Raw genomic sequence first — 24,716 nt, 5'->3', positions numbered from 1 at the left:
ACTCCTGCAGGTCGAGGGGTCACTCCTGCAGGTCGAGGGGTCACTCCTGCAGGTCGAGGGGTCACTCCGGCAGGCCGAGGGGTCACTCCCGCAGGTCGAGAGGTCGCAATGACGTCTCGACCCGCAGGAGTGACGTTTCAGCCTGCAGACGTGACTCCTCGACCTGCAGGGGTGACTCCTCGGCTGGGAAGGGGTGGGTCAGGCCTTGCGTACGATCGAGGACTTGAGCTGCATCTGGCCGAAGCCGTCGACCTTGGCCTCGATGTCGTGGTCGCCGACGCCGGGGGAGAGGCGGATGCCGCGCACCTTGGTGCCGACCTTGATGGTGCCGCCGCCGGCGCCCTTGACCTTGAGGTCCTTGATGATGACGACGTCGTCACCGTCGGTGAGCACGTTGCCGTTGGAGTCCTTGATCGCGGCGGACTCGGCGGCCTCCGCCTCCTCGGACGGCGACCACTCGTGGGCGCACTCGGGGCAGACGACGAGGTCACCCATCTCGTACGTGTACTCGCTCGCGCACCGTGGGCACGGCGGGAGGGTGTCGGACACCTCAGTCCTTCTCGGTCTTGCCGGGGAGGTCGAGCATCCGCTGGAGGGCGAGCTTGGCGTAGTGCTCGGTGTCGGCGTCGACCTCGATGCGGTTGACCACCTGACCCTCGACCAGCGACTCGAGGGCCCACACGAAGTGGGGCAGGTCGATGCGGTTCATGGTCGAGCAGTAGCAGACGGTGCGGTCGAGGAAGACGATCCGCTTGTCGGGGTGAGCGGCGGCCAGCCGCTTGACCAGGTTGAGCTCGGTGCCGATCGCCCACGACGACCCGGCCGGCGCGGCCTCGATGGTCGAGATGATGAACTCGGTCGAGCCGACGAGGTCGGCCTTGAGCACGACCTCGTGCTGGCACTCGGGGTGCACCAGGATCTGTACGCCCGGGATCTCGGCGCGCAGGTCGTCGATGGTGTCGGGGGAGAAGCGCCCGTGGACCGAGCAGTGGCCCTTCCACAAGATCACCTTCGCCGCCCGCAGCTCCTCGGCGCTCAGGCCGCCGTCGGGCTTGTGCGGGTCCCAGACCACGCAGTCGTCCAGCGACATCCCGAGCTTCAGCACGGCGGTGTTGCGACCGAGGTGCTGGTCGGGGAAGAAGAGGACCTTCGCGTCCTCCTTCTGCGCGAACGCCCACTCCAGCACCGACTGGGCGTTCGAGGAGGTGCACACGACGCCGTCGTGACGCCCGCAGAAGGCCTTGATGTCGGCCGAGGAGTTCATGTAGGTCACCGGCACGACCTGCTCGGCCACGCCTGCCTCGCTGAGCGCTTCCCAGGCCTTCTCGACCTGACCGAGCCGCGCCATGTCGGCCATCGAGCACCCGGCGCCCAGATCGGGAAGGATGACCGCCTGGTCGGGGGAGGTGAGGATGTCGGCCGACTCGGCCATGAAGTGCACGCCGCAGAAGACGATGTACTCCGCGTCGGGGCGGGCCGCCGCGTCGCGTGCGAGCTTGAAGGAGTCGCCGGTCACGTCGGCGAACTCGATGACCTCGTCGCGCTGGTAGTGGTGTCCGAGCACGAACACGCGTTCGCCGAGCTTCTCCTTGGCCGCGAGGGCGCGCTTGACCAGGTCGGGGTCGGAGGCGGCCGGGAGATCGCCGGGGCACTCGACGCCACGCTCGGAGTTCAGGTCGGTGCCGCGCCCCAGGGGGAGCAGCGGAAGGTCGACAGTCGTCATGATGACGATAATACATGTTCGCCGGGTCGCCGTTCGCTAGGTTGGGGCGATGCGAGTGCTGATCGCCCCTGACAAGTTCGCCGGAACCCTCTCCGCCTCCCAGGCCGCCGCCGCGATCGCGGAGGGCTGGCGGCGTACGGCGCCCGGTGATGAGCTCTCGCTGGCGCCGATGGCCGACGGTGGCCCGGGGTTCCTCGAGCTGCTCGGTGACGTCGTCGGCGGTCAGGTCCACGACGTCGAGGTCACGGGCCCTCACGGCGAGCCGGTGACCGCGCAGATCCTGGTCGAGGCGGGCACGGCCTACATCGAGTCCGCGCAGGCCGCCGGCCTGCACCTGGCCGACAGCACCCGAGCCGAGCAGGCGACCTCGTACGGTGTGGGGCAGCTGCTCCTCGCCGCGCGCGAGACCGGCGCGACGACAGCCGTGATCGGCCTCGGCGGCTCGGGCACCAGCGACGGGGGAGCGGGCCTGCTGGCAGCGCTCGGAGCCACCGGCGACCGCCCGCTCGACGCCGGCGTCGCCGGTCTCGAAGGCATCACCGAGGTGAGGCTCCCCGAGCCGCTGGATCTCGAGATCGTCATCGCCAGCGACGTGGACAACCCGCTGACCGGGCTCTTCGGTGCGGTGAAGGTCTACGGCGCGCAGAAGGGGCTGAGCGAGGAGGCCATGCCCCGCTGGGACGGCGCCCTGCAGGACCTGGCCGCCGCCACGTCGCGGAAGACGGCCACCGAGAAGGGCGCCGGAGCGGCAGGTGGGATGGGGTTCGCCCTGCTCCTGCTCGGTGCCACGCGACGGCCTGGGTTCGACGTCGTCGCCGACCTGCTCGGCCTGACCGAGCTGGCCTCCAAGGCTGACCTGGTGATCACCGGCGAGGGCTCCTTCGACCCCCAGAGCGCCTCCGGGAAGGTGCCCGCCGGCGTGGCGAAGCTGGCCGAACAGGCGCTGCGCCCCTGCATCGTGATGGCCGGGAAGGTCAGCATGAGCGGCCGGGAGATGCGTACGCTCGGGATCGATGCCGCCTACTCCCTGATCGACAGCGTCGGCGAGGAGCGAGCCCTCGCCCAGGCGTACGAGTCCCTGGTCCAGGTGGCCGCCAGGGTCGCCAGGACCTGGTCCACCGACCACCGGGAATAACCGAGTGTGTGCGACGATTGAGCCCTAAGACACAACCCGCACCCACGCACAGGGAGCCCAGCTACATGACCGAGCAGACGACCGAACGCCGCGCCGACTCCATCAACCTGAGTGACGTTGCCGCCGCCAAGGTGAAGAGCCTCCTTGAGCAGGAGGGTCGCGACGACCTCAGCCTGCGCATCTCCGTGCAGCCCGGTGGCTGCTCCGGCCTGCGCTACCAGCTCTTCTTCGACGAGCGCACCCTCGACGGTGACGTCGTCACCGACTTCGACGGCGTCTCCGTCGTCGTCGACCGGATGAGCGTGCCCTACCTCAACGGCGCCATGATCGACTTCGTGGACTCCATCGAGAAGCAGGGGTTCACCATCGACAACCCCAACGCCACGGGCTCCTGCGCCTGCGGCGACTCCTTCCACTGATCTGAGGCGCCCGGCACGCACGCTGGCGGCGTTGCGAACGCTTCGACGACCGGCTTCGCCCTGAAGGTCGCCTTCGCGTCCGTGCCTTGCCATCGCACGCGCCGGGCACCCCAGATCCAGCAGTACGTCAGCAGCCCCTGCCGCGTAGGCAGGGGCTGCTGGTATTTCGGGTGGCCGCGAGGGGCAGGAGGTCAGGTCAAGGCAAGGTCGTCGGCGACGTGCCCGCAGGCCTCCATCATCGCGGTGTCACGTGACTGCATGCGCGTGGTCGGTGACTGTCGCATGTCGTCACGCACCCGTGGGGTGGGCAGGCGCAGTGCGCTGTCGGCGGCGGCGCAGTCGGCGCACAGCTGTGCGGGGCTGTCGAGGTCGTCGTAGGGAAGGCGCAAACTGGTCATGCAAACGACGCTAAGCACTACCAACGGGTAGCAGAAGGCCGACTCGGCGGTAATATTTCACGTGCTGTCCATCGTCGGTGCTTCACGATGCCGAAGCCCTCGCCGGTAGGGTTCGAGCCATGTCCGGTTCACTCCTGATCGCAGGATCCATCGCCACTGACCATCTGATGAGCTTCGGCGGAAAGTTCGCCGACTCGCTGGTCGCAGACCAGCTCGACAAGCTCTCGGTGAGCTTCTTGGTCAACGACCTCGAGATCCGACGCGGAGGGGTCGGCGCCAACATCTCCTTCGGCCTCGGCAACCTCGGTCTCGAGCCGGTGCTCGTCGGCGCGGTCGGCGAGGACTTCGCCGACTACCGCTCGTGGCTGGAGCGCCACGGCGTCAACTGCGACCACCTGCGCGTCTCCGAGACCCTGCACACCGCGCGGTTCGTGTGCACCACCGACACCGCCATGGCCCAGTTCGCCAGCTTCTACCCGGGCGCGATGGCCGAGGCGCGCGAGATCGAGTTCGGTCCGATCGCCGACAAGGTGGGCGAGCCGTCGTTCGTGCTGATCGCGCCCGACGACCCCGACGCGATGAAGCGCCACACCGAGGAGGCCCGCCAGCGCGGCTACACCTTCATCTCCGACCCGAGCCAGCAGCTCGCCTTCGGCGACGGCGAGCTCATCCGCGAGCTCGTCGACGGCGCCGCCTACCTGTTCACCAACGAGTACGAGTCGCACGTGCTCGAGCAGAAGACGGGCTGGTCGGCCGAGGAGGTCCTCGCGCGCGTCGGCACCCAGGTCACCACGCTCGGCAAGGACGGCGTCCGCATCCAGCGCAAGGGCGAGGACACGATCGAGCTGCCGGCCGCGAAGAACGTCGACGCTGTCGAGCCCACCGGCGTCGGCGACGCGTTCCGCGCCGGCTTCCTGGCCGCGCTGGCCTGGGACTGCGAGCTCGAGCAGGCCGCCGAGGTCGGCTGCGTCCTCGCCGCCTACTGCGTCGAGACCGTCGGCCCGCAGGAGTACTCCTTCACCGCCGAGGAGTTCGTCGCCCGGGTCCGCGAGTCCTACGGCGACACCGCCGCCGACCAGATCGCCCCGAACATCAAGAGCTGAACCCCAGGGCGCTCCCGCGCTCAGCTGAGACGGCGTATCCGGTAGACGGGTACGCCGTCTTCTGCTTCCGACTCGCCCACGAACTCCTGCCCGCGCATCCGCGCCCAGGCCGGCACGTCATGGTGGGCGGCGGCATCGTCCGCGGCCACGGCGATCTCCTCGCCGACCTCGACGTCGCCCAGGTGGCGGCCGAGCTCGATGATCGGCCGCGGGCACGCCTGGCCACGGCAGTCGAGAGTCACGTTCGCCTCGCTCACAGGCCGGCCTCGGCTCGGAGGTCCTTGACGATCCCGGGCAGTGCGTCGAGCACGCGCTCCACATCCTCTCGCGTGGTGTCGCGGGTCAGAGAAAGGCGCACATTACCGTGCGTGAGCGCTCCCATGGCAGCCAGAACACGTGAAGGTTGCCGAGTGTCCGACGTGCACGCCGATCCGCTGGCCACGCCGGCGCCCCGACGGTCGAGCGCGGTCACCAGGGCCTCCCCGTCGACGTAGAGGGCGGAGAACGTCACCAGGTGCGGGAGCCGCTCCTCGGCGGGCCCGGCCACGTCCACGTCGGGGATCTCCGCCTTCACCCGTGACCTGACGAGGTCGATCAGCTCGTGCTGGCGCGCGTTGACCGCGTCGCGCTCGGCGACCACCGCCTGCAGGGCGGCCGCTGCCGCCAGCGCGCCGGCGGTGTTGGTGAACCCCAGGTCGGTGCGCGCCCACGGGTCTCCCGGGAACGGGTTGCGCCACGGCGCCCGCTTCCGTACGACGAGCACCCCGACCCCGCCCGGACCACCCCACTTGCGCGCCGATCCCGCGATCACGTCACCGGCCGCGGCCGGGATCGGCAGGCGACCCATCGACGCGGCGGCATCGACGAAGAGGCGTACGTCTCGACCGCTCTGCCTCACCGCGGCAGCAACCTCCTCGAGCGGCTGCAGGGTGCCGACCTCGTGGTTGGCCTGCTGCACGGCGACGACGTCGACCGCGCCGGCGCCGACGACGTCGCGCACCTGCTCGAGGTCGACCCGCGCCTCGTCGTCCACGCCCAGCTCGACCACGGGGGAGCGCGGCGACCAGTGCGCGGCGTCGATGACCGCCTGGTGCTCGACGGCGGTGTGCGCGATGCCGCGTGACCCGAGCCCCAGCAGCCCGGCCTGCGCCGCGGCGGTGCCCGACGATGTGAAAAGCACCTCATCTCTGCGCACCCCCAACGCCTCCGCGACGACCTCGCGAGCGTTCTCGAGCAGCAGCCCCGCGTTACGGGCCGGCCGGTGGAGGCGTCGAGGGTCGGCATAACCCTGATCTGCCGCGGCGAGCAGCACATCCCGGGCGGCGGGATGGAGCGGCTCGGCCGATGCGGCATCGAGGTAGGTGAAGGCGTCGGTCACAGAACCCAACGGTAGCCATACGCGACATGAGCAACCCCTGAAGATGATTCAGGAGTCGCTCGCGGTAGTCTGCGGACATCTGAGTGTTCGCATGAGAGAGAGGCTCGTAGTGGGTCTGCACTTGCCAGGGGCCGGATCGAAACCGTCCCACGCCCGCGCCCGAAGTGGCGCGTTGGTGGCGACGCTGACGGCCGGCGCCCTTCTGCTGAGTGGCTGCACGGACGAGGCGTCGCGTCTCGGCTTCCCGGAGCCACGTTCCGAGCAGGGTGAGCACAACCTTGCGCTGTGGCAGGGGGCCTGGGTCGCTGTTCTTCTGACCGGCATCTTGACCTGGGGTCTGATCTTCTGGGCGATCTGGCGTTACCGCCGTCGCAACGAGTCCGACATCCCGGTCCAGACGCGTTACAACCTGCCGCTGGAGATCTTCTACACGATCGCCCCGGTCCTGATGGTGATCGTCTTCTTCGACCACACCGTCAAGGTGCAGAACGAGATGCTCGACGACGGCAACCCGACCAACGTGATCGAGGTGACCGGCCAGCAGTGGCAGTGGACCTTCAACCACGGCATCGGTGAGCCCGACCAGAGCGCCGACGAGAACCTCGTCGACGACAAGTACCCCTACGACAAGTACGGCTATGTCGTGGGCACGGGTTCGCACATCCCGACGCTGGTCCTCCCCGAGAAGACCACGACCCGGTTCAACCTGCACTCCGCAGACGTCATCCACAACTTCGGCGTGCCGGAGTTCGGGATGAAGATGGACGTCGTGCCGGGCCGGATCAACCACTACTCGATCACCACGAAGGAAGCCACGGCCACCTTCAACGCGAGCGACGACGACCTCATCGAGGGCAAGACCTTCCGTGGGGCCTGCTACGAGCTCTGCGGCGTCTACCACGCCCGGATGATCTTCAAGGTCGCGATCGTCTCCGAGAGCGACTACAAGTCCTACGTCGACGCGTTGGCTCAGAAGGGCTTCGAGGCCGAGCGCCCGTTGCTCGGCGGTGGCAAGTCCACCCGCCCGGCCGACGACGTCTCCAGCCACAAGGAGGAGGGCGAGTGACCGCCACCGCTGCGCGCCCGGTCACCGGGGGCCCCAAGCCGCTCGGCAAGCAGATCTACCAGCTGCTGACCACGACCGATCACAAGCTGATCGGCAAGATGTACCTCGTCACCTCGTTCGTCTGGTTCCTCATCGGCGGTCTGATGGCCCTGCTGATGCGTTCGGAGCTGGCGTTCCCCGGGCAGCAGGTCGTCAACGACGAGCTGTTCAACCAGCTGTTCACGATGCACGGCACGATCATGCTGCTGCTGTTCGCGACGCCGCTGTTCTTCGGCTTCTCCAACGTGATCATGCCGCTGCAGATCGGCGCCCCTGACGTCGCCTTCCCGCGGCTCAACATGTTCAGCTACTGGCTCTACCTCTTCGGCGGCATCATCGCGGCCAGCGGCTTCTTCACGCCGACCGGTGCGGCCGACTTCGGCTGGTTCGCCTACACGCCGCTCTCCAGCGCGCAGTACTCGCCGGGCGTCGGTGGCGACCTGTGGATCATGGGTCTCTACATGGCCGGTCTGGGCACGATCCTCGGTGCGGTCAACTTCATCACCACGATCATCTGCATGCGTGCGCCGGGCATGACCATGTTCCGGATGCCGATCTTCACCTGGAACACCCTGGTCACCTCGCTGCTGGTGCTGATCGCGTTCCCGATCCTCGCCGCGGCGCTGCTGATGCTCGAGTCCGACCGTCAGTTCGGCTCCCACGTCTTCGACGCCGCTCACGGCGGCCCGATCCTGTGGCAGCACCTGTTCTGGTTCTTCGGCCACCCCGAGGTCTACATCATCGCGCTGCCGTTCTTCGGCATCGTTACCGAGATCCTCCCGGTCTTCAGCCGCAAGCCGGTCTTCGGCTACGTCGGCCTCGTCGCCGCGACGCTCGGTATCGCCATCCTCTCGGTGGCCGTGTGGGCCCACCACATGTTCGTCACCGGTGCGGTCAACCTGCCGTTCTTCTCAGGTATGACATTCCTGATCGCGGTGCCGACAGGTGTGAAGTTCTTCAACTGGATCGGCACGATGTGGGGCGGTTCGATCAGTTTCGACACCCCGATGCTGTGGTCGATCGGCTTCTTGACGACCTTCCTCTTCGGTGGTCTGACCGGCATCATCCTGGCGAGCCCGCCGCTCGACTTCCAGGTCTCCGACTCCTACTTCGTGGTCGCCCACTTCCACTACGTGGTCTTCGGCACCGTCGTGTTCGCGATGTTCGCCGGCTTCTACTTCTGGTGGCCCAAGATGACCGGACGGATGCTCGACGAGCGTCTCGGCAAGGTCCACTTCTGGCTGCTGTTCGTCGGCTTCCACGCGACCTTCCTGGTCCAGCACTGGCTCGGTGTCGAGGGCATGCAGCGCCGCATCGCCGACTACCTGCCCAGCGACGGCTTCACGTTCCTCAACCAGTTCTCCACCGTGGGAGCGTTCCTGCTGAGCCTGTCGATGCTGCCGTTCTTCTACAACCTCTACGTCTCTCGCAAGGCGCCCAAGGTCGGCGTCGACGACCCGTGGGGCTGGGGCCGTTCGCTGGAGTGGGCCACCGCGTGCCCGGCGCCGCGCCACAACTTCGTCTCCATCCCGCGGATCCGTTCGGAGTCCCCGGCCTTCGACCTCCACCACCCGGAGATCGCCGCGCTGGAGCACGACGAGGACGATCTCGTCTCGACCAGCTCGAACAAGGAAGGCTGAGCCCCGATGAAGTCTGAAGCCTGGATCTTCGTGATCTGCAGTGTCTTCATGGTGCTGGTGACGCCGGCCTACTGGTTCGTCACCGCGGCCTCCGAGGAGGGCGGCGACTGGACCGGCACCTCCGCGCTGGTGATGTGCACGCTGCTGTTCTTGATGATCACCGTCTACCTCGGCTTCCACGCCGCGAAGATGGACCCGCGCCCCGAGGACAGGTCCGACGGCGAGATCGCGGAAGGCGCCGGCGAGTACGGCTTCTTCCCGCCGTTCTCCTGGTGGCCGCTGTGGGCCGCGCTCACCTTCGGTCTCGTGGTCCTCGCGGTCGCGATGGCCGCTTGGTGGCTGCTCATCATCGCCGCCGTGCTCGGCCTGCTGGCTCTGGCCGGCTGGAACTTTGAGTACTACCGAGGCGACTTCAAGCACTGAGCACAGCAGTTCAGCAGGACCCGATCCATCAAGGATCGGGTCCTGCTGCGTCCGTTGGGTATGCCCGGTAGGGTTATGGCGCTTCCGTCCGCGACCCGGGTGGACGCGCACTTCGTCAGGTCTGGAGCACCGCAACCGTGTCAACGCAGTCACCGTCCCACCACACTCGTTCCTCCGTACGCCGCGGGGCGCCGTTGACGGCCCTCGCCGTCGTCGCCGCGCTGCTGCTCAGCGCCTGCGGCGGGGGAGACCCGGGCTCGAAGGAGCCCAAGGCCGAGCCGAAGCCGGTCGTGCAGATCACGCCCAACGTCGAGGACGAGGCCAAGGGCGTCAAGATCGACAAGGTCGTCAAGGTCGACGTCGCCAAGGGGCGTATCGATGACGTGATGCTCACCGGCGCCAAGGGTGCCAAGGTGCGCGGCACGATCTCCGAGGACGGCCTGGCGTGGAGCGCCGGCGACGTGCTCGAGCCGACCGCTGCGTACACGCTCTCGGTCACCGCGACCGGCACCGACGGCAAGCAGCTGGAGACGAAGACGAGGTTCTCCACCGAGGATCTCGGTCTGGACCGTCAGGCCTACCCGTCGATCGCGCCGCTCGACGGGGAGACCGTCGGTGTCGGGATGCCGATCATCGTGACCTACGACCTCCCGGTGAAGAACAAGTCGGCCTTCGAGAAGAAGATGAAGGTCAAGACGACGCCGGAGCAGGAGGGGTCGTGGTACTGGGTCAACGACAAGGAGGCCCACTACCGCCCGCGCACCTACTGGCAGGCCAACTCCACGATCAACGTGAAGCTCAACATCAACTCCGTGCCGGCCGGTGACGGCATCTTCGGCCAGAAGAACCGCGAGATCACCTTCAAGACCGGTGACGCCCACATCTACCGCGCCAACGCGCAGACCCACCAGATGGAAGTCTTCAACAACGGCCAGAAGATCAGGACCATCCCGATCACGACCGGCAAGGAAGGGTTCATCACCCGCAGCGGCGTGAAGGTGATCATCGAGAAGTTCGAGCGCAAGACCATGAACTCCGAGACGATCGGCATCGGCGAGGGCGACCGGGAGTACTACAACATGGAGGGCGTCAAGTGGGCGATGCGCCTGACCTTCTCCGGCGAGTTCATCCACGGCGCGCCATGGTCGGTCGCGCAGCAGGGCAAGGCCAACGTCTCCCACGGCTGCACGGGGATGAGCGACGAGGATGCCAAGTTCCTCTACGACATGAGCCGCCGCGGTGACGTCGTCGAGACGGTCGGCACCGACCGCCAGATGACCTTCAGCAACGGCTGGGGTGACTGGAACACCTCCTACGACCAGTACCAGGCGGGCTCCGCGCTGGCCTGATCCAAGCAGGATCTAGACAGGCATCATCCCGCGTTTGCTTCCGTTTGCTGCAGTGCGGGCATTGTCTGGTCAGTGAGCTGCCGACTGCGTCGTATTACTGCACTGCAGTAAATGACGGCGACGAGTCGGCGGGTCCTGCTTGCGTACGGAAGCCACGTTACCTACGTTCCACCTGTCACGAAATGTCGTTGCGCGGCGTCGTGCTGACCGCCCGCGCTTGAAGGGTGGACCTGTTGTCTCGGCCGGTGCTCGTGCTCGACCTCGACGGCACGGTGTGTCTCGGGGACACGCCTGTCTTGCTGTACGCCGAGAGGGTGGCGGCCTTCGTGGACGCCCCTGAGGCGCTCCTGGAGCTCGCTGGAGCGTTTCTCGGCAACCAGCTGCCCGAGACTGCCCCGAAGGCGCTCATCGGCGCTCAGGACGGCTACGAGGCGGTCAGGATCCTCGCCGTGGCCGCAGGGGTCACCGAGGAGCAGCTGAGCACCGCGTACGTCGAGAGCAGGGCCGCGATCGGCGAGCACCCCGGCGACATCCACACTCCGGCCGGGCTGGTCGACCTCCTCGCCGGGCTCGACGCCCACCGGGTTGTCCTCACCAACTCGCCAGGCGACGGTCTGGACGCGATCCTCGAGCACATCGGCGTACGTGGCGTGATCGACGAGGTCGTGTCCGACGCGCTCAAGCCGACCCGGATGCGGGCGCACCTCGACACCTTCCTGGCGGCCGCCGGCGCGACCGACACGCCCGAGAGGCTGATGTCGGTCGGCGACATCTGGCGCAATGATCTCGCTCCCGCGCTCGAGCGTGGTTGTGTTGCAGCGTACGTTGACGTCTTCGACCGCAGGCAGGGTCCGGCGCACGTTCGTGCAGAATCTCTTGTCGACCTCTACGCAGCCATCTCGCAGTGGTCGCGTGACCCGTCGTCCTTCATCGAAGCCAACCCCCGCAAGGAGCCCGTCCGATGTTGAGAACCCCCAGGACACAGCTGCTGGCCGTCGCTGCCGCGGCGTCCCTCGCCCTCTCTCTCGCCGCCTGCGGCGGCGGTGGCAAGAGCGACGGACCCGCGGAGGACCCCGACGAGATCGTGCTCTCGCTGGTCCCCTCGGGCGACGTCGACTCGATCACGCAGAGCGCGAAGGGCCTGGAGTCCTACCTCAGCGACAAGATCGGTGTGCCCGTGCGCGCCGAGGTGACCGAGAGCTACGCCGCCGCGATCGTGGCGATGAAGGCCGACCAGGCGCAGGTCGCGATGCTCGGACCGGTCGGGATGGTGCAGGCCCAGGACCAGGCCGGAGCGGTGCCGGTTCTGCAGTCGGTGCGTTTCGGCTCGGGCACCTACCACACCCAGTGGTTCACCAACGACCCCAAGACCTACTGCGCCGACGAGGTGAAGGTGGTCGAGGGCTTCAAGTACTGCAACGGCACCGACGCCGCGAAGACCGGACCGGCCGGTGAGGCGGCGCTGGCCAAGATCAAGGCCGGCAGCTCGATCGCCTTCGTCGACCAGGGCTCGGCGTCGGGCTACTACTACCCGGCGACGCAGTGGGGCCAGGTCTCCGGCGGCGACCCGCTGGTCGACCTGGACGCTCAGTTCGCCGGCGACCACGACGCCGCGGTGCTGGCGGTCGCGCGCGGTGACTACCCGGTCGGGGTGAGCTTCGACGATGCTCGCGAGGAGGTCGCCGCCGACGAGCCGAAGGTCGCCTCCGACGTGGTCGTCTTCGCCTACTCGACCGAGATCCCCAACGACGGAATCGTCGTCTCCGGCAGCGTCTCCAAGGAGCTGCGTACGAAGATGACCGATGCGTTCACGTCGATGGCCAAGGACCCCAAGGGGCTAAAGACGCTCGAGGCCGTCTACGAGATCGAAGGCCTGGAGAAGGTCGACACGGCGGCGCTGAAGAAGGCGAAGTCCGTGGAGGAGAACTTCGGCGAATGAGCGCCTCCGACTCAGACAGGCCCCAGGACGAGCCACAGGGCGGGTCCCAGGGTGGGCACGACGTCGTCTTCGACGGGGTCTCGGTGGTCTACCCGAACGGCACCCGCGGTCTCGACCACGTCTCGCTCAACATCCCCGAGGGCGAGTTCGTGGTCGTGGTCGGACTCTCCGGCGCCGGCAAGTCGACGCTGATCCGCACGATCAACGGCCTGGTGCCGGTCTCCGCCGGCACGCTGTCGGTGGGCGGCAACGACGTCGCCTCCGCGCGCGGTCGCCGGCTGCGGCGGCTGCGTGCGGAGATCGGGATGATCTTCCAGGGGTTCAACCTGGTCACCCGGCGCTCGGTCATGGCCAACGTGCTCACCGGACGGCTGCACGCTCAGTCGATGCTGCGCTCGGCCGTCGGCCTGCACACGAAGGCCGACAAGGAGATCGCCTTCGAGGCGCTCGAGCGGGTCGGGATCGTCGAGAAGGCGTGGGTGCGCGCCTCCGAGCTCTCCGGCGGCCAGCAGCAGCGGGTGGCGATCGCTCGTGCGCTGGCCCAGGAGCCGTCGGTCGTGCTCGCCGACGAGCCGGTCGCCTCTCTCGACCCACCCACGGCCAATCTGGTGATGCGCGACCTGCAACGAATCAACCGCGATCTCGGTATCACTACCGTGGTCAACCTTCACTTCCTCGACCTTGCCCGGCGCTACGCCGACCGCATCGTCGGCATGCGCGAGGGGAAGGTCGTCTTCGACGGCACCGCAGCCGAGGCCGACGACGCCGTCTTCGAGAAGATCTACGGTCGCTCCCTGACCGCTGAGGACGTCTCCGACGACGCGCGTGTCTCGGTCGCCGCGGGCACCGACGAGGCCGCATCGGGATGAGCCAGACCACCGCCGTACGCCACCCCGAGGCGCCGCAGGGGAGCTCCGCGCGCCCGGCCAAGCCTCCGCCGAGCCCGCTGCTCGTCATCGGTCTGCTCGGCGCCGTCGTGGTCACGGTGCTGGCCGGGTGGACCATCGACTTCTCGCTCGCGCCCGTCGTCGAGCAGTGGCCGATGCTGACGATGATCCTCGAGGAGGTCGTCCACCCCGAGTGGGAGGAGATCACCGACCCGTCATCGCGGCTGTGGGTGGCTCTCAAGGAGACCGCGGCCATCGCGGTGATCGCGACCTTCGTCGGCTCCCTGATCGCCCTGGCAGTGGCGCTGCTGGGCTCCAAGGTGAGCGCGCCGCCGGCGGTCTACCGCGTCACCAAGTCGGTGATGTCGGTGATCCGGTCGCTGCCCGACATGGCCTACGCCCTGGTCTTCGTCGCCGTCGTCACCGGGCCGCTGCCCGGGATCTTGGCGCTGACCCTGTTCAACATCGGCATCGTGGCCAAGCTGACCGCGGAGAGCATCGACGCCGTCGACCCCGGGCCGTTGGAGGCCCTCGACGCGGCCGGCGCCACCGGCTGGCAGCGGGCCCGGGTGGCGATCGTGCCCGCGGTGCTGCCCAACTACGCCTCCTACGTGCTCTACGTCTTCGAGATCAACATCCGCGCCTCCGTCGTGCTGGGCGCGGTCGGGGCCGGCGGTGTCGGGCAGCTGATCATGCTCTACTTCAACCGGGCCGACTATCCGCGGCTCGCCGCCGTGGTGATCGTGATCTTCGTGGTCGTCATCGCGATCGACCTGCTCTCGCAGGTGCTGCGCAGGAGGCTCGTATGACCACCGATGCCAAGGCGCGGCCGAAGCCGCCGCCGAAGTGGCCCTACACGGTGGCCGGACTGGTGCTGATCGGCGTCGTGCTGCTCGCCGGCTGGTCGCTGGAGGATGCCAAGTGGGAGCGGCTGCCGCAGTTCCCCGGCGAGATCCTGCAGTACGCGGGGCAGATGCTCGACGGCGTACTCACCTGGCCCGGGGCTCATCCCGAGGGCCAGTCCGACCCCGACCTGACCTACGGCGACTGGTGGCTGGACTCGTTGAGCCTGATGGGGGAGTCGGTGGCGCTGGCCTGGATCGGCACCTGCGTCGGTGCGCTGTTCTCCTTCCCGCTGGCCTTCCTGGCGGCCTCCAACACCGCGCCCTGGTTCGTCCGGGTGCCGGTGCGTACGTTCTTCAACGCCATCCGCGCGGTGCCGGAGATCCTGCTGGCGGTCATCGTGATGCTGCCGCTGTTCGGGCTCAACCCGATGGCCGGCGCGATGGCCATCGGGATCCACTCGATCGGGTCGCTCGGCAAGCTGACGCTGGAGAACGTCGAGGCGGTCGATCCGCGCCCGGTCGAGGCGGTCACGGCCGCCGGGGCGTCGTGGTGGCAGCGGGTCCGCACCGCGGTGGTGCCCCAGATGCTGCCGGAGACGGTGGCGTTCTGGCTCTACCGCTTCGAGGTGAACATCAGAGCAAGCGCGATTCTCGGCGTCGTGAGCGCCGGTGGAATTGGTGCGCTTCTAAACCGTGTCCTTCGAGGGCGCGAGTGGGAATGGGGTGGAATCATGCTGGCTGTGATCATCATCGTGACGATCGTGGTCGACCAGATCTCCGCAGGTCTGCGTCACCGGATCCTGCACGGCACCGAGACTTCGATGGCGGGGGCCGCCGCATGACCAGCGCGCCCGTACTCCCGGCCATCCGAGCTGCGATGCCGCGGCTCAACCCGTCCGAGCGAGCAGTGGCCGAGGTGGTGCTGACCCGCTCGGAATGGGCGATAGAGGCCACCACCGCGGAGATCGCGGCCGAGGCCTCCGTCTCCACCGCGACCGTCGTCAGAGCCTCGCAGCGACTCGGGTTCCGGGGCTTCCCGCACCTGAAGGTGCTGCTCGCCCGCGACCTCGGCACCACCAAGACCGAGACGAACGAGGGCACCAGCCCGCTGACGGTCGTACGCGCCTTCTTCGCCGACATCGCCGACTCGGCCTCCGACATGGTCGGGCTCCTCTCCGAGGATCAGGTCAGCAACGCCGTCGAGCTGCTCGCCAACGCGCGATCGGTGCTCGTCGCCGGCACCGGCGTCTCCTCGCCGGTGGCCAAGGACATCGCCATGCGCCTGGCCTCGCAGGGGCTCAGCACGGTCGCCCCCAGCGACCACCTCGACCAGCTCATCCGGGCTCGACTGCTCCGCGCCGGCGACGTCTGCATCGTCGTCAGTGGCACCGGCGCGACGGCGCCGACCATCCAGGTAGCCCAAGCGGCGGTCGCCGCCGAGGCGTCCGTCATCGCGCTGACCTCCTTCACCGGCACCCAGCTGACCAAGCTCGCCGAGGTCGAGCTGGTCACTCCGCAGGGCGGCCGCGCCGGGTTCCGGCAGGAGCTCGACTCGATCATCCGCATCCCGCAGCTCATCCTCGGCAACGCCATCGTCGCCGCCCTGGCCGCCCGTGACCCGGAGGCTGCCGCCAACGTGCGCGCCCGGGTGCTCGAGGTCGTCGGCGGCGAGCTCGACCCGCAGGGCTGAGGCGAACCCGACGCCGAGTCGGCTCGTTATAACGAGCCGACTCGACGTGCTTTCCGGTCAGGACGAGCCGACTCGACGGGGGAGGGGCTCGGCTAGACGTACGCCGCCAGCAGCTCGGCCTCGGCGCGGAGCTCGCTCGCCTTCCCGTCGGCGCCGTGGGCCTCGAGGTCGGTCGCGGCGCCGATGCGCTCGGCCTGCTCCTCGGTGATGATCCGCCGCACGTCGTCGTCGGTGAGCTCTCGACGGGCGGCCTCGGTGGCCCCGACGCCGGTCGAGGCGCCGGCGATCGGTCCGTCGGTGCTCAGGGCGGCTTCGGCGACCGGGAGCGCCTCGGCGTTGGCGATCGCCGCCAGCGTCGAGCGCAGCACGGCTGTCGCCGTGGTGTCACGGGCCTTGCGGGCGGTGAGGAGGTCGGCACGGAGGCGGGCCTGGAGGTCGCTCATGCCAGGACCTTAGGGGGAGGCCCGACCGCGGACAACCGGGTTTCGGGCCCATGGTTCGAGGCGCCCCACAACGCACGTGGCGCCGTCCCCGTGAGGGAACGGCGCCACGTGGCGTACCAGATGTTGCTCAGCGGTTGAGCGGCTCCTCGATCGCCGAGTGACGGTGATCGTCGAAGTCGTGCCCGTCGACGGCGTGACCCTCGTAGGCAGCCAGCTCGTGAGCTTCGTGCTCGGCGTGGTGGTGCGCCTCGGTGAGCTCCTCGGTGGTGGGCTTGTCCACGTCGTGGTCGTAGTAGAACGCACGCAGCTTGGCTCGCAGCGTCGGCTTGCCGTTCTTCTTCAGCTCCGGCTCGTCGCCGCTCCGGCCGCGGTCGCGGACGGTGATGGCGTAGGCCTCGTCGACGTCGAGCGGCAGGTGCTTCTCGTGGTAGGCACCCTCGGGCGTACGGATGACCGTGCCGGTCTCGTAGCCGTGCAGCAGCTTCTCGTTGTCGTGACGCTGCAGCGAGATGCACCAACGACGCGTGATGATGAACGCCACGACCGGGCCCAGGAACACGAACGCCCGCAGGAAGTAGGTGATCTGGTTGATCGAGAGGTCGAACTTGATCGCGATGATGTCGTTGCCGCCCGCGGCCCAGAAGCCCGCGTAGAACGTCATCAGCGCGACGAACGTGGCGGTGCGGGTCGGAGCGTTGCGCGGGCGCTGGAGCAGGTGGTGCTCGCGCTTGTCACCGGTGATCCACGACTCGATGAACGGGAGCATCAGCACGACCATCCAGGCCGCCATCGGCAGCACGATGACCGGAAGGAAGATGTTCCACGACCAGGTCGAGCCCCAGAAGTGCGACTCCCAGCCCGGCATGATGCGCAGCGCGCCGTCAGGCCAGCCCATGTACCAGTCGGGCTGCGAGCCCGCGGTGACCTTGGTCGGGTCGTAGGGGCCGAACTTCCACACCGGGTTGAGCGAGAAGAACGCTCCGAGCAGGGCGGTCACACCGAAGGTGATGAAGAAGAAGCCGGTCATCTTGGAGATGTAGTTCGGCACCATCGGGTAGCCGACGACGTTCTTCTCGGTGCGGCCGGGGCCGGCCCACTGGGTGTGCTTGTGGTAGATCAGCAGGATCAGGTGGGCCCCGATCAGCGCCAGCAGCAGCGCCGGGATCAAGAGCACGTGGATCGTGAACAGGCGCGGGATGATGTCGTCACCTGGGAACTCGCCTCCGAAGAGGAAGAACGAGACGTAGGTGCCCACGATCGGGATCGCCATCATGAACCCGTCCGCGGCCCGGATGCCGGTGCCGGAGAGCAGGTCGTCAGGCAGCGAGTAGCCGGTGAAGCCCTCGAGCGTGCCGAGGAGCAGCAGCGTGGCGCCGATGACCCAGTTGATCTCACGCGGCTTGCGGTGCGCGCCGGTGAAGAAGACCCGCATCATGTGGATCATCATCGAGGCGATGAAGAGCATCGCCGACCAGTGGTGCACCTGGCGCAGCAGCAGACCGCCGCGTACGTCGAAGGAGATGTTGAGCGTCGAGGCCATCGCCTCGGACATCTCGATGCCACGCAGCGGGGCGTAGGAGCCCTGGTAGTTGATCTCGGCCATCGACGGCTTGAACCACAGGGTCAGGAAGACGCCGGTGACCAGCAGGACCACGAAGCTCCACAGCGCGATCTCACCGAGCATGAACGACCAGTGGTCGGGGAAGATCTTGCGGGAGAGGAACTTGCTCAGGCCACCGACGCCGAGGCGCTCGTCGGCCCAGTTGGCGGCTGCGCCGGCCTTGGTCGGCTTGCCCGCCGGGGCAGCGGCTTTGGTGCCGTTGCTGGCGGCAACCTTGGACGTGTCGGTGCTCACTGGCCGCCCTCCTTGTAGCCGTACTGCTCAGCGTCGGCGGCGTGGTCCTTGGACCAGTCGTCGAAGATCTCGTCGATGTCGTAGGTGTTGCGCTCCCAATAGCTGACGCCCACGGGCTCAGGGTAGTCGGAGAGGGCAACGAGGAAGCCGTCCGAGTCGACACCCAGCGGCAGCTGCGGGAGGTGGCGACCAGCCGGGCCGAAGATGACCTTGCCGTGGTCGGCGAGGTCGAAGGTCGACTGGTGGCACGGGCACAGCAGGTGGTGCGTGGTGCGCTCGTTGAGCGAGATCGGGCAACCGACGTGGGTGCAGATCTTGGAGTAGGCCACGATGCCGTTGACCGACCAGTTGCGGGTCACGTCGTTGGAGATGTCGGCCGGGTCCATCCGCAGCAGGACGGTGGCGGCCTTCGACTTGGCGATCTGCAGCGGCGCGCCGTGCAGGCTGCCGTCGAAGATGGTCGACGGCTCGGCGTTGACCAGGTCACCGATCTCCAGGTCACCGGGGCGGATCGGGGTGCCGACCACGTCGCGTACGACCCGGACGCCCGCGTCCCACACGGTGTGCTCGAGGCCGGCGCCGGCGTAGGGCTTCTGCTCGGTGATCTGGGCGTTGGTCTGGCCGAGGTCCTTGAGCATCACGACCGCGGGCAGACCCAGCAGGGCGGCCGAACCGATCATCGCGTTGCGGATGAACGGGCGGCGGGCCATGCCGGACTCGTGCAGCGCGGCCTTCAGCTCGGCGACCGCGGCCTCGCGGGTGGCGGGCGAGGAGGCGGCCGGGTGGCGCTCCTCGGTGACCTCCTGGTCGATGACGAGCTTGCGGGCCCACTGGATGACGCCGATGCCGAGGAACAGCAGGGCGAAGCCCAGGCTCGCGCCCAGCGCCAGGTTGGAGGCGCCGTAGCCGGCCCAGACGTCACCGTCGTAGCCCGGCTTGATCGCGAAGTAGGCGACGACGAACAGCACCGAGCAGATCGCGGAGAGGCCGAAGAAGAGGCTCACCTGACGCTCGGCACGCTTCTCCGCCTTGGGATCGACGTCGGTAGGACGCCAGGTGTGCTCGTGCACGCCCGGATCGGGCAGCAGCGCGTCGGTGTGCGCGTTGAGCTCTGGGTGCGAGTCGTCGTGCTTCTCGATCTCGCTGAGGTCGCTGCTCACTTGGCAGATCCCTTCTTGGTCTGGTTGGTGCGCGTGGTGTGCGCGGCGATCCATACGGCGAAGGCCACCAGGACGCCGAGCCCGACGACCCAGGCGACGATGCCCTCGGTCACCGGACCGAGCGCGCCGTTGTTGAAGCCGCCGTAGTCGGGCTGCTCCTTCATCGACTCGACGTAGGAGATGACGGCCTTCTTCTCCTCCGGGCTGATGTTGCCGTCGGAGAAGGTGTCCATCGACTGCGGACCGGTCAGCATCGCCTCGTAGATGTGCTTCGGGTCGGTCTTGAGGATGCTGGGAGCCTCACCGCCGCGCGGCATGGCGCCGCCGGAGCCGGTGAAGTTGTGGCACGCGGTGCAGTTGGTCAGGAAGATCTGGCCACCCAGGGCGACCGCCTCCTCCTTCTCCTTCTCGGAGCCGTAGGTCTCCGGGTCGTACTGCTCGGCGTCGGGAGTGGCCGGGCCGGGGCCCAGGCTGGCGACGTAGGCAGCCAACGCGTCGATCTCGTCCTGGTTGAAGCTCGGGTCCTTGACCTCGACCTGGGCGCCGGGCTGGGCCATCGGCATCCGGCCGGTGCCGACCTGGAAGTCGACGGACGCGGCGCCGACACCGATCAGCGAGGGGCCGTAGAGCTTGCCGTTCTGCGTGGTGATGCCCTCACCGTTGGAGCCGTGGCAGGTGGAGCAGTTGATCATGAAGAGCTCTTTGCCCTCGGCGACCAGCGCGGCGTTGTCCTTCTCGGTCTCGGCCTGGGAGGCGGGGGAGAAGGCGGCGTAGAGCCCGCCGGTGCTCAGCAGAGCGACCAGGAGCACAGCGGCACCGGCCAACGGGCGGCGACGCAGCCGCGACAGTCGACCGACGGAGCGGTTCAGGAGACGCACATTCAGTCCTTGGTCACTTGAGGAGGTAGATGGTCGCGAACAGGCCGATCCACACCACGTCGACGAAGTGCCAGTAGTAGGACACGACGATCGCGGAGACGGCCTGCTCGTGGGTGAATCGCTTGGCCACGTACGTCCGGCCGAGCACGAACAGGAAGGCGATCAGGCCACCGGTCACGTGCAGGCCGTGGAAGCCCGTCGTGAGGTAGAAGACGGAGCCGTAGGGGTCGTCGGGGCCGGTGATGCCACGGTTGAGGGCGATGCCCTCCTGCACCAGGGCGGCGTACTCCGTCGCCTGACCGGCGATGAAGACCGCGCCCATGAGGTAGGTGAGGATGAACCACTCACGCAGGCCCCACAGACGCACCGCGAGCAGGGAGCCCTTGCGGCCGACCTGGCCACGCTCAGCAGCGAACACACCGAACTGGCAGGTGAACGACGACAGCACGAGGATCGTCGTGTTCACCGCCGCGAACGGGATGTTGAGGCCTTCGGTGTTGGCTTCCCACACCTCCGGGCTCACCGCCCGGATGGTGAAGTAGGCCGCGAACAGCGCCGCGAAGAACATCAGCTCGCTCGAGAGCCAGATGATGGTCCCCACGCTGACCATGCTCGGACGGTCGTGATGCCCGTGCAGGCGGGCTGTTGGAAGAGTCGATACTGTCGCCACGCACGCCATTATGTCCTGCCCGATTCTCGGAGTCTTCTTGGGACCCTGTGTGTCGTCGATGAGGCTGGTGTTACAAGCATTCGACACCGCTCAGATCGGGTGTGTGACATGTGGCCGCGGACCATGGTGATGGCGCTAGCATCGTGGTGTGACCGACACCACCTCGAATCCTTTGAAGATCCTCGTCTACAGCGACGACGTCGACGTACGCAAGCAGGTGATCCTGGCTCTGGGGCGCCGTCCCCACCCGAGCCTGCCGGAGCTGGAGTACGTCGAGGTCGCCACCGAACCGGCGGTGCGAGCCCAGCTGGACGCTGGTGGCCTGGCGCTGGCGGTGCTCGACGGAGAGGCCGCCCCGGCCGGTGGGCTGGGGGTCGCGAAGGCGGTCAAGGACGAGGTGCGTGAGGCTCCGCCGATCGTGGTGCTCATCGGCCGGCCTCAGGATGCGTGGTTGGGCACGTGGTCGCGTGCGGAGGCGACGATCGCGCACCCGATCGACCCGTTCGATCTGGCCCGGACGGTGGTCGGGCTCTTGCAGCCCGTTAACGTTGGCTCATGACTTCCGCCCCGCACTCCTGGCCTGAGGTCCTCACCACGCTGGTCGCCGGGCAGTCGCTCTCCGCCCACCAAGCGGCGTGGGCGATGGGGCAGATCCTCGCCGGCGAGGCGACCACCGCGCAGATCGCCGCCTTCGCGGTCGCGCTGCGAGCCAAGGGCGAGAGCGTCGACGAGCTCGCCGGCGTCGCCGACGGGATGCTGGCCAAGGCCAACCCGATCTTCGTGCCGGGGCGCGTGCTCGACATCGTCGGCACCGGCGGCGACCGCTCCTTCTCGGTCAACATCTCCACGATGTCGGCGATCGTCGCGGCCGGAGCCGGCGCGAAGATCGTCAAGCACGGCAACCGCTCCGCCTCCTCCAAGTCCGGCTCGGCCGACGTGCTCGAGGCGCTCGGCATCCGGCTCGACCTCGAGGTCTCGCGGGTCGAGGCGGTGGCCGAGGAGGCCGGGATCACCTTCCTGTTCGCCGCGGCCTTCCACCCGGCGATGCGTCACGCCGCCGCCGCTCGCCGCGAGATCGGCATCGCCACCGTCTTCAACCTGCTCGGGCCGCTGACCAACCCGGCGCGCCCGGCCGCTTCGGCGATCGGCTGTGCCGACTCGTCCGCTGCCCCCGTGATGGCCGGCGTCTTCGCGCGCCGCGGCACCGACGCCTGGGTCTTCCGTGGCGACGACGGCCTCGACGAGCTCACCACCACCACGACGTCTCACGTGTGGATGGTCTCGCGCGGCGCTGTCACCGAGGCGACCATCGAGCCCCTCGACCACGGCATCGCCCGGGCGAGCGTCGAGGACCTGCGCGGCGACGACGCCGCCTACAACGCCGACGTCGTCCGCCGGCTCCTGGCCGGCGAGAAAGGTGCCGTACGCGACGCCGTGCTGCTCAACGCCGGAGCTGCTCTGGCGGTGCACGACGGCGGCTCCGGCTCCGTCGACGAGCGGCTCGCCGGTGGGATCGTCCGGGCTGCGGAGGCGATCGACTCCGGGGCTGCTCAGGGTGTGCTCGAGCGGTGGGTCGCGGCTACCTCTCGTTGAGGTAGAGGATCTCGGCGGCACGCGACGGGCTTTGCCCGTCAGTCCAGGCCGATGGAGAAGGCCGCTTCCAGGTCGACCTGGGAGTAGGTGCGGAAGGCGATGTGGGTCTCGGTCTCGAGCACGCCGGGCACCTTGTTGACTTTGTCGGCCACGACCGCTGCCACCTCCTCGTGGGCACTGACGCGCACCAGGGCGATCAGGTCGATCTGACCGGTGACGGAGTAGACCTCGCTGACTCCGTCGATGGCGGCCACGGCCTCGGCCACCTCGGGGATCTGGGAGACCTCGGCATTGATGAAGACGATCGCTGTGATCACGCAGGTCACGTTAGCCGATCGCTCTAGATCTTGGCTGCCCGGCGGCCGGCACCGCCGACCGGGCAGGTCCAGTCGCCCTCGACGTGGGCCAGGCGCACGCCCGGCGACTCCAGCCAGCGGAGCACGAGCTCGGTCTCCTCGGCGCTCGCAGCGGGCACCGGGCCGGGAGCGTCCAGCACCGTCTCGGCGCTGAGCTGGAGATCGGCGACGTAGGCGTGGGCGTTGGCCTCGCGGGGGATCACCCCGGCTGCGGCCAGACGACCGTGGCGGACGACGTGCACCGCCCAGCGGCCGTCGTCCTCGCGCCGGATCGCGGTGAGGTCGGAGAGGCGGGCGACGCCGGTGAGCCGCTGGGTGCGGGCGGCGGCGCGCAGGTAGGAGGTCATCCGGTCGCGATGGACGGCGGCCTCCTCGAAACGCTCCTGCCCGGCCAGGTCGTCGAGGCGCTCGGTGACAGCGGCGACCACCTCGTCGGGACGGTGTCGCAGCGCCTCGCGAACCCGGCCGACGAGGTCGGCGTACGTCTCGGTGGTGGTGCTCCGGTCGCACGGGCTCAGGCACCGGTGAAGCTCGGCGAGGACGCACGGGCTCTTCGCCGGCAGCAGCGGGAGCCGGTCGGAGCACTGTCGGATCGGGAAGGTGTCGTGCAGCGCCTGGAGCGCCTGCTCGGCGATCTTCTTCGAGCCGAACGGGCCGAGATAGTCGGCGTCGTCGTCGAGCACCTGCTTGACCAGCGACAGCCGTGGCCAGGGCTCGCGGGTGAGCTTGACGAAGTGCATCTTCTCGGGGCGCCTCGAGCGGCGGTTGTAGGGCGGCTTGTGCTCGGCGATGAGGCGCAGCTCGCGCACCCCCGCCTCGAGCGCCGTCGCACACTCGATGGCCTGCACGGTCGCGGCAAGACCGACCATCTCGCCCATCCGTGAGCGGGTCTCGGAGGCGGTGAAGTAGGTGCGCACCCTGGTGCGCAGATCCTTGGAGGTGCCGATGTAGAGCACCCGGCCCCGCTCGTCCTTGAACAGGTAGACGCCCGGGGCGTGGGGGAGGTCTTCGGCCAGATGGCGCTTCTTGCGCTGCGCGGTCGTCACCTTGGCCGAGAATGCCGCCAGGTCTTCGATGGTGAGCACACCGAGGTTGCCCAGGCGCTCCATCATGCCGTGGAGCACGTCGACGGTGGCGCGGGCGTCGTGCAGCGCGCGGTGGTCAGGGGCCGTGGGGGAGCCGAAGACCCGCGCGAGCGAGCCGAGCTTGTGGTTGGGGGTCTCGTCGCGGCTGATCACCCGGCGGGCGATCTTGACAGTGTCGAGCACCTCGAAGCGCGGCCACGGCCGCTCCTGCTGGGCAGCGAAGTGCTTGAGGAACCCGATGTCGAACGGCGCGTTGTGGGCGACCAGCACGCAGCCCTCGGCGAACTCCAGGAACGCGGGCAGGACCGACTCGATCCTGGGGGCGGAGGCGACCATCGAGTTGGTGATGCCGGTCAGCACCGCGATCGACGCGGGGATGCCGGTGTGGGGGTTGACCAGGGTCTGGAACTCGCCCAGGACCTCGCCGCCGCGCACCTTCACCGCACCGATCTCGGTGATCATCCCGCCGTTGTCGGGGCTGTTGCCGGTCGTCTCCAGGTCGACCACGCAGAAGGTGAGATCGCGCAGCGGCCTGCCCAGCTCGTCGAAGCCTCGCTGGGCCTCCCAGCCCCCGGTCGTCTGTTCACGCTGACGGCGGGCGACCGCCCGGGCGCGCATCTGTTTGCGTGCTTCGCGCACCGC

27 protein-coding genes are annotated in these 24,716 nt (G+C 68.4%); 15 read left to right on the top strand and 12 right to left on the bottom strand.

Annotated features, from left to right (window positions below):
* Nucleotides 1-198: 198 nt before the first annotated feature.
* On the bottom strand, nucleotides 199-549 hold the full coding sequence (locus FB381_RS15970) for a zinc ribbon domain-containing protein YjdM (protein ID WP_141781197.1): 351 nt from the start codon (nucleotides 547-549) through the stop codon (nucleotides 199-201).
* Nucleotide 550: 1 nt separating this feature from the next.
* Complete coding sequence (nadA, locus tag FB381_RS15965; RefSeq protein ID WP_141781196.1) at nucleotides 551-1,723, bottom strand: quinolinate synthase NadA; 1,173 nt, start codon at nucleotides 1,721-1,723, stop codon at nucleotides 551-553.
* 49 nt (nucleotides 1,724-1,772) lie between these two features.
* Here nadA and FB381_RS15960 point away from each other — a divergent pair, with 49 nt between their 5' ends.
* Nucleotides 1,773-2,858 carry a glycerate kinase family protein gene (locus FB381_RS15960; protein ID WP_141781195.1) on the top strand — a complete coding sequence of 362 codons (1,086 nt, stop codon included), beginning with the start codon at nucleotides 1,773-1,775 and terminating at the stop codon, nucleotides 2,856-2,858.
* A 65-nt stretch (nucleotides 2,859-2,923) separates the two neighbouring features.
* Nucleotides 2,924-3,277, top strand: a complete 354-nt coding sequence (erpA, locus tag FB381_RS15955; protein ID WP_008363173.1) for an iron-sulfur cluster insertion protein ErpA — start codon at nucleotides 2,924-2,926, stop codon at nucleotides 3,275-3,277.
* 191 nt (nucleotides 3,278-3,468) lie between these two features.
* On the opposite strand, the gene FB381_RS15950 is transcribed toward erpA, so the two are convergent.
* On the bottom strand, nucleotides 3,469-3,675 hold the full coding sequence (locus tag FB381_RS15950; RefSeq protein WP_141781194.1) for a hypothetical protein: 207 nt from the start codon (nucleotides 3,673-3,675) through the stop codon (nucleotides 3,469-3,471).
* Nucleotides 3,676-3,794: 119 nt separating this feature from the next.
* Between FB381_RS15950 and FB381_RS15945 the strand changes: the two genes are divergently transcribed.
* Nucleotides 3,795-4,778 carry a carbohydrate kinase family protein gene (locus FB381_RS15945; protein ID WP_141781193.1) on the top strand — a complete coding sequence of 328 codons (984 nt, stop codon included), beginning with the start codon at nucleotides 3,795-3,797 and terminating at the stop codon, nucleotides 4,776-4,778.
* Nucleotides 4,779-4,798: 20 nt separating this feature from the next.
* Here the strand turns inward: FB381_RS15945 and FB381_RS15940 are convergent, their stop codons facing one another.
* Both FB381_RS15940 and FB381_RS15935 read right to left on the bottom strand, forming a co-directional pair.
* Nucleotides 4,799-5,035 (bottom strand): sulfurtransferase TusA family protein, encoded by a 237-nt coding sequence (locus tag FB381_RS15940; RefSeq protein WP_141781192.1) that lies wholly within the window; start codon nucleotides 5,033-5,035, stop codon nucleotides 4,799-4,801.
* On the bottom strand, nucleotides 5,032-6,156 hold the full coding sequence (locus FB381_RS15935) for a cysteine desulfurase family protein (RefSeq protein WP_141781191.1): 1,125 nt from the start codon (nucleotides 6,154-6,156) through the stop codon (nucleotides 5,032-5,034). The genes FB381_RS15940 and FB381_RS15935 overlap by 4 nt, the downstream gene beginning before the upstream one ends.
* 175 nt (nucleotides 6,157-6,331) lie before the next feature.
* Here FB381_RS15935 and ctaC point away from each other — a divergent pair, with 175 nt between their 5' ends.
* The 10 genes from ctaC (at nucleotide 6,332) to FB381_RS15885 (ending at nucleotide 16,034) form a co-directional block, all read left to right on the top strand.
* On the top strand, nucleotides 6,332-7,222 hold the full coding sequence (gene ctaC, locus FB381_RS15930) for an aa3-type cytochrome oxidase subunit II (protein WP_141781190.1): 891 nt from the start codon (nucleotides 6,332-6,334) through the stop codon (nucleotides 7,220-7,222).
* Nucleotides 7,219-8,901 (top strand): aa3-type cytochrome oxidase subunit I, encoded by a 1,683-nt coding sequence (gene ctaD / locus FB381_RS15925; protein ID WP_141781189.1) that lies wholly within the window; start codon nucleotides 7,219-7,221, stop codon nucleotides 8,899-8,901. The genes ctaC and ctaD overlap by 4 nt, the downstream gene beginning before the upstream one ends.
* A gap of 6 nt (nucleotides 8,902-8,907) precedes the next feature.
* Nucleotides 8,908-9,324, top strand: a complete 417-nt coding sequence (locus tag FB381_RS15920) for a cytochrome c oxidase subunit 4 (protein ID WP_141781188.1) — start codon at nucleotides 8,908-8,910, stop codon at nucleotides 9,322-9,324.
* A gap of 137 nt (nucleotides 9,325-9,461) precedes the next feature.
* Nucleotides 9,462-10,673 (top strand): L,D-transpeptidase, encoded by a 1,212-nt coding sequence (locus FB381_RS15915; protein WP_246088148.1) that lies wholly within the window; start codon nucleotides 9,462-9,464, stop codon nucleotides 10,671-10,673.
* Between the two features lie 245 nt (nucleotides 10,674-10,918).
* Nucleotides 10,919-11,641, top strand: coding sequence for an HAD family hydrolase (locus FB381_RS15910; RefSeq protein ID WP_141781187.1), 723 nt, complete (start codon nucleotides 10,919-10,921; stop codon nucleotides 11,639-11,641).
* On the top strand, nucleotides 11,635-12,612 hold the full coding sequence (gene phnD, locus FB381_RS15905) for a phosphate/phosphite/phosphonate ABC transporter substrate-binding protein (RefSeq protein ID WP_246088147.1): 978 nt from the start codon (nucleotides 11,635-11,637) through the stop codon (nucleotides 12,610-12,612). Before FB381_RS15910 ends, phnD begins: the two co-directional genes overlap by 7 nt.
* Nucleotides 12,609-13,481 (top strand): phosphonate ABC transporter ATP-binding protein, encoded by an 873-nt coding sequence (gene phnC, locus FB381_RS15900; protein WP_141781186.1) that lies wholly within the window; start codon nucleotides 12,609-12,611, stop codon nucleotides 13,479-13,481. The genes phnD and phnC overlap by 4 nt, the downstream gene beginning before the upstream one ends.
* A complete protein-coding gene (gene phnE / locus FB381_RS15895) occupies nucleotides 13,478-14,308 on the top strand; it encodes a phosphonate ABC transporter, permease protein PhnE (protein ID WP_141781185.1) in 831 nt (276 codons plus the stop codon). Before phnC ends, phnE (FB381_RS15895) begins: the two co-directional genes overlap by 4 nt.
* Nucleotides 14,305-15,186 (top strand): phosphonate ABC transporter, permease protein PhnE, encoded by an 882-nt coding sequence (gene phnE, locus FB381_RS15890; RefSeq protein WP_141781184.1) that lies wholly within the window; start codon nucleotides 14,305-14,307, stop codon nucleotides 15,184-15,186. Before phnE (FB381_RS15895) ends, phnE (FB381_RS15890) begins: the two co-directional genes overlap by 4 nt.
* On the top strand, nucleotides 15,183-16,034 hold the full coding sequence (locus FB381_RS15885; protein WP_170225181.1) for a MurR/RpiR family transcriptional regulator: 852 nt from the start codon (nucleotides 15,183-15,185) through the stop codon (nucleotides 16,032-16,034). The genes phnE (FB381_RS15890) and FB381_RS15885 overlap by 4 nt, the downstream gene beginning before the upstream one ends.
* Before the next feature lie 92 nt (nucleotides 16,035-16,126).
* Here FB381_RS15885 and FB381_RS15880 read toward each other — a convergent pair whose 3' ends face one another.
* The 5 genes from FB381_RS15880 to ctaE all read right to left on the bottom strand — a co-directional run bounded on the left by FB381_RS15880 (nucleotide 16,127) and on the right by ctaE (nucleotide 21,049).
* Nucleotides 16,127-16,477 (bottom strand): GatB/YqeY domain-containing protein, encoded by a 351-nt coding sequence (locus FB381_RS15880; protein WP_141781182.1) that lies wholly within the window; start codon nucleotides 16,475-16,477, stop codon nucleotides 16,127-16,129.
* A gap of 127 nt (nucleotides 16,478-16,604) precedes the next feature.
* Nucleotides 16,605-18,332, bottom strand: coding sequence for a cytochrome bc1 complex cytochrome b subunit (gene qcrB, locus FB381_RS15875; RefSeq protein WP_141781181.1), 1,728 nt, complete (start codon nucleotides 18,330-18,332; stop codon nucleotides 16,605-16,607).
* Nucleotides 18,329-19,492, bottom strand: a complete 1,164-nt coding sequence (gene qcrA / locus FB381_RS15870) for a cytochrome bc1 complex Rieske iron-sulfur subunit (RefSeq protein WP_141781180.1) — start codon at nucleotides 19,490-19,492, stop codon at nucleotides 18,329-18,331. Before qcrA ends, qcrB begins: the two co-directional genes overlap by 4 nt.
* Nucleotides 19,489-20,370 carry a cytochrome bc1 complex diheme cytochrome c subunit gene (gene qcrC / locus FB381_RS15865; RefSeq protein ID WP_425465451.1) on the bottom strand — a complete coding sequence of 294 codons (882 nt, stop codon included), beginning with the start codon at nucleotides 20,368-20,370 and terminating at the stop codon, nucleotides 19,489-19,491. The genes qcrA and qcrC overlap by 4 nt, the downstream gene beginning before the upstream one ends.
* A 13-nt stretch (nucleotides 20,371-20,383) precedes the next feature.
* Entirely contained in the window at nucleotides 20,384-21,049 is a 666-nt protein-coding gene (ctaE, locus tag FB381_RS15860; protein ID WP_141781179.1) for an aa3-type cytochrome oxidase subunit III, read from the bottom strand.
* A gap of 139 nt (nucleotides 21,050-21,188) precedes the next feature.
* Between ctaE and FB381_RS15855 the strand changes: the two genes are divergently transcribed.
* Both FB381_RS15855 and trpD read left to right on the top strand, forming a co-directional pair.
* Nucleotides 21,189-21,599 carry a hypothetical protein gene (locus FB381_RS15855; RefSeq protein WP_141781178.1) on the top strand — a complete coding sequence of 137 codons (411 nt, stop codon included), beginning with the start codon at nucleotides 21,189-21,191 and terminating at the stop codon, nucleotides 21,597-21,599.
* Entirely contained in the window at nucleotides 21,596-22,633 is a 1,038-nt protein-coding gene (trpD, locus tag FB381_RS15850; protein ID WP_141781177.1) for an anthranilate phosphoribosyltransferase, read from the top strand. Before FB381_RS15855 ends, trpD begins: the two co-directional genes overlap by 4 nt.
* A 38-nt stretch (nucleotides 22,634-22,671) precedes the next feature.
* Here the strand turns inward: trpD and FB381_RS15845 are convergent, their stop codons facing one another.
* Both FB381_RS15845 and FB381_RS15840 read right to left on the bottom strand, forming a co-directional pair.
* A complete protein-coding gene (locus FB381_RS15845) occupies nucleotides 22,672-22,950 on the bottom strand; it encodes an Lrp/AsnC family transcriptional regulator (protein ID WP_141781176.1) in 279 nt (92 codons plus the stop codon).
* A gap of 23 nt (nucleotides 22,951-22,973) precedes the next feature.
* Nucleotides 22,974-24,692, bottom strand: a complete 1,719-nt coding sequence (locus FB381_RS15840; RefSeq protein WP_141782813.1) for a DEDD exonuclease domain-containing protein — start codon at nucleotides 24,690-24,692, stop codon at nucleotides 22,974-22,976.
* Between the last annotated feature and the right edge of the window lie 24 nt (nucleotides 24,693-24,716).

The sequence above is a fragment of the Nocardioides albertanoniae genome (assembly GCF_006716315.1).
Lineage (GTDB): Bacteria > Actinomycetota > Actinomycetes > Propionibacteriales > Nocardioidaceae > Nocardioides > Nocardioides albertanoniae.
The sequence above is the reverse complement of the archived record's forward strand: the minus strand, read 5'-3'. Positions and strand labels throughout refer to the sequence as shown.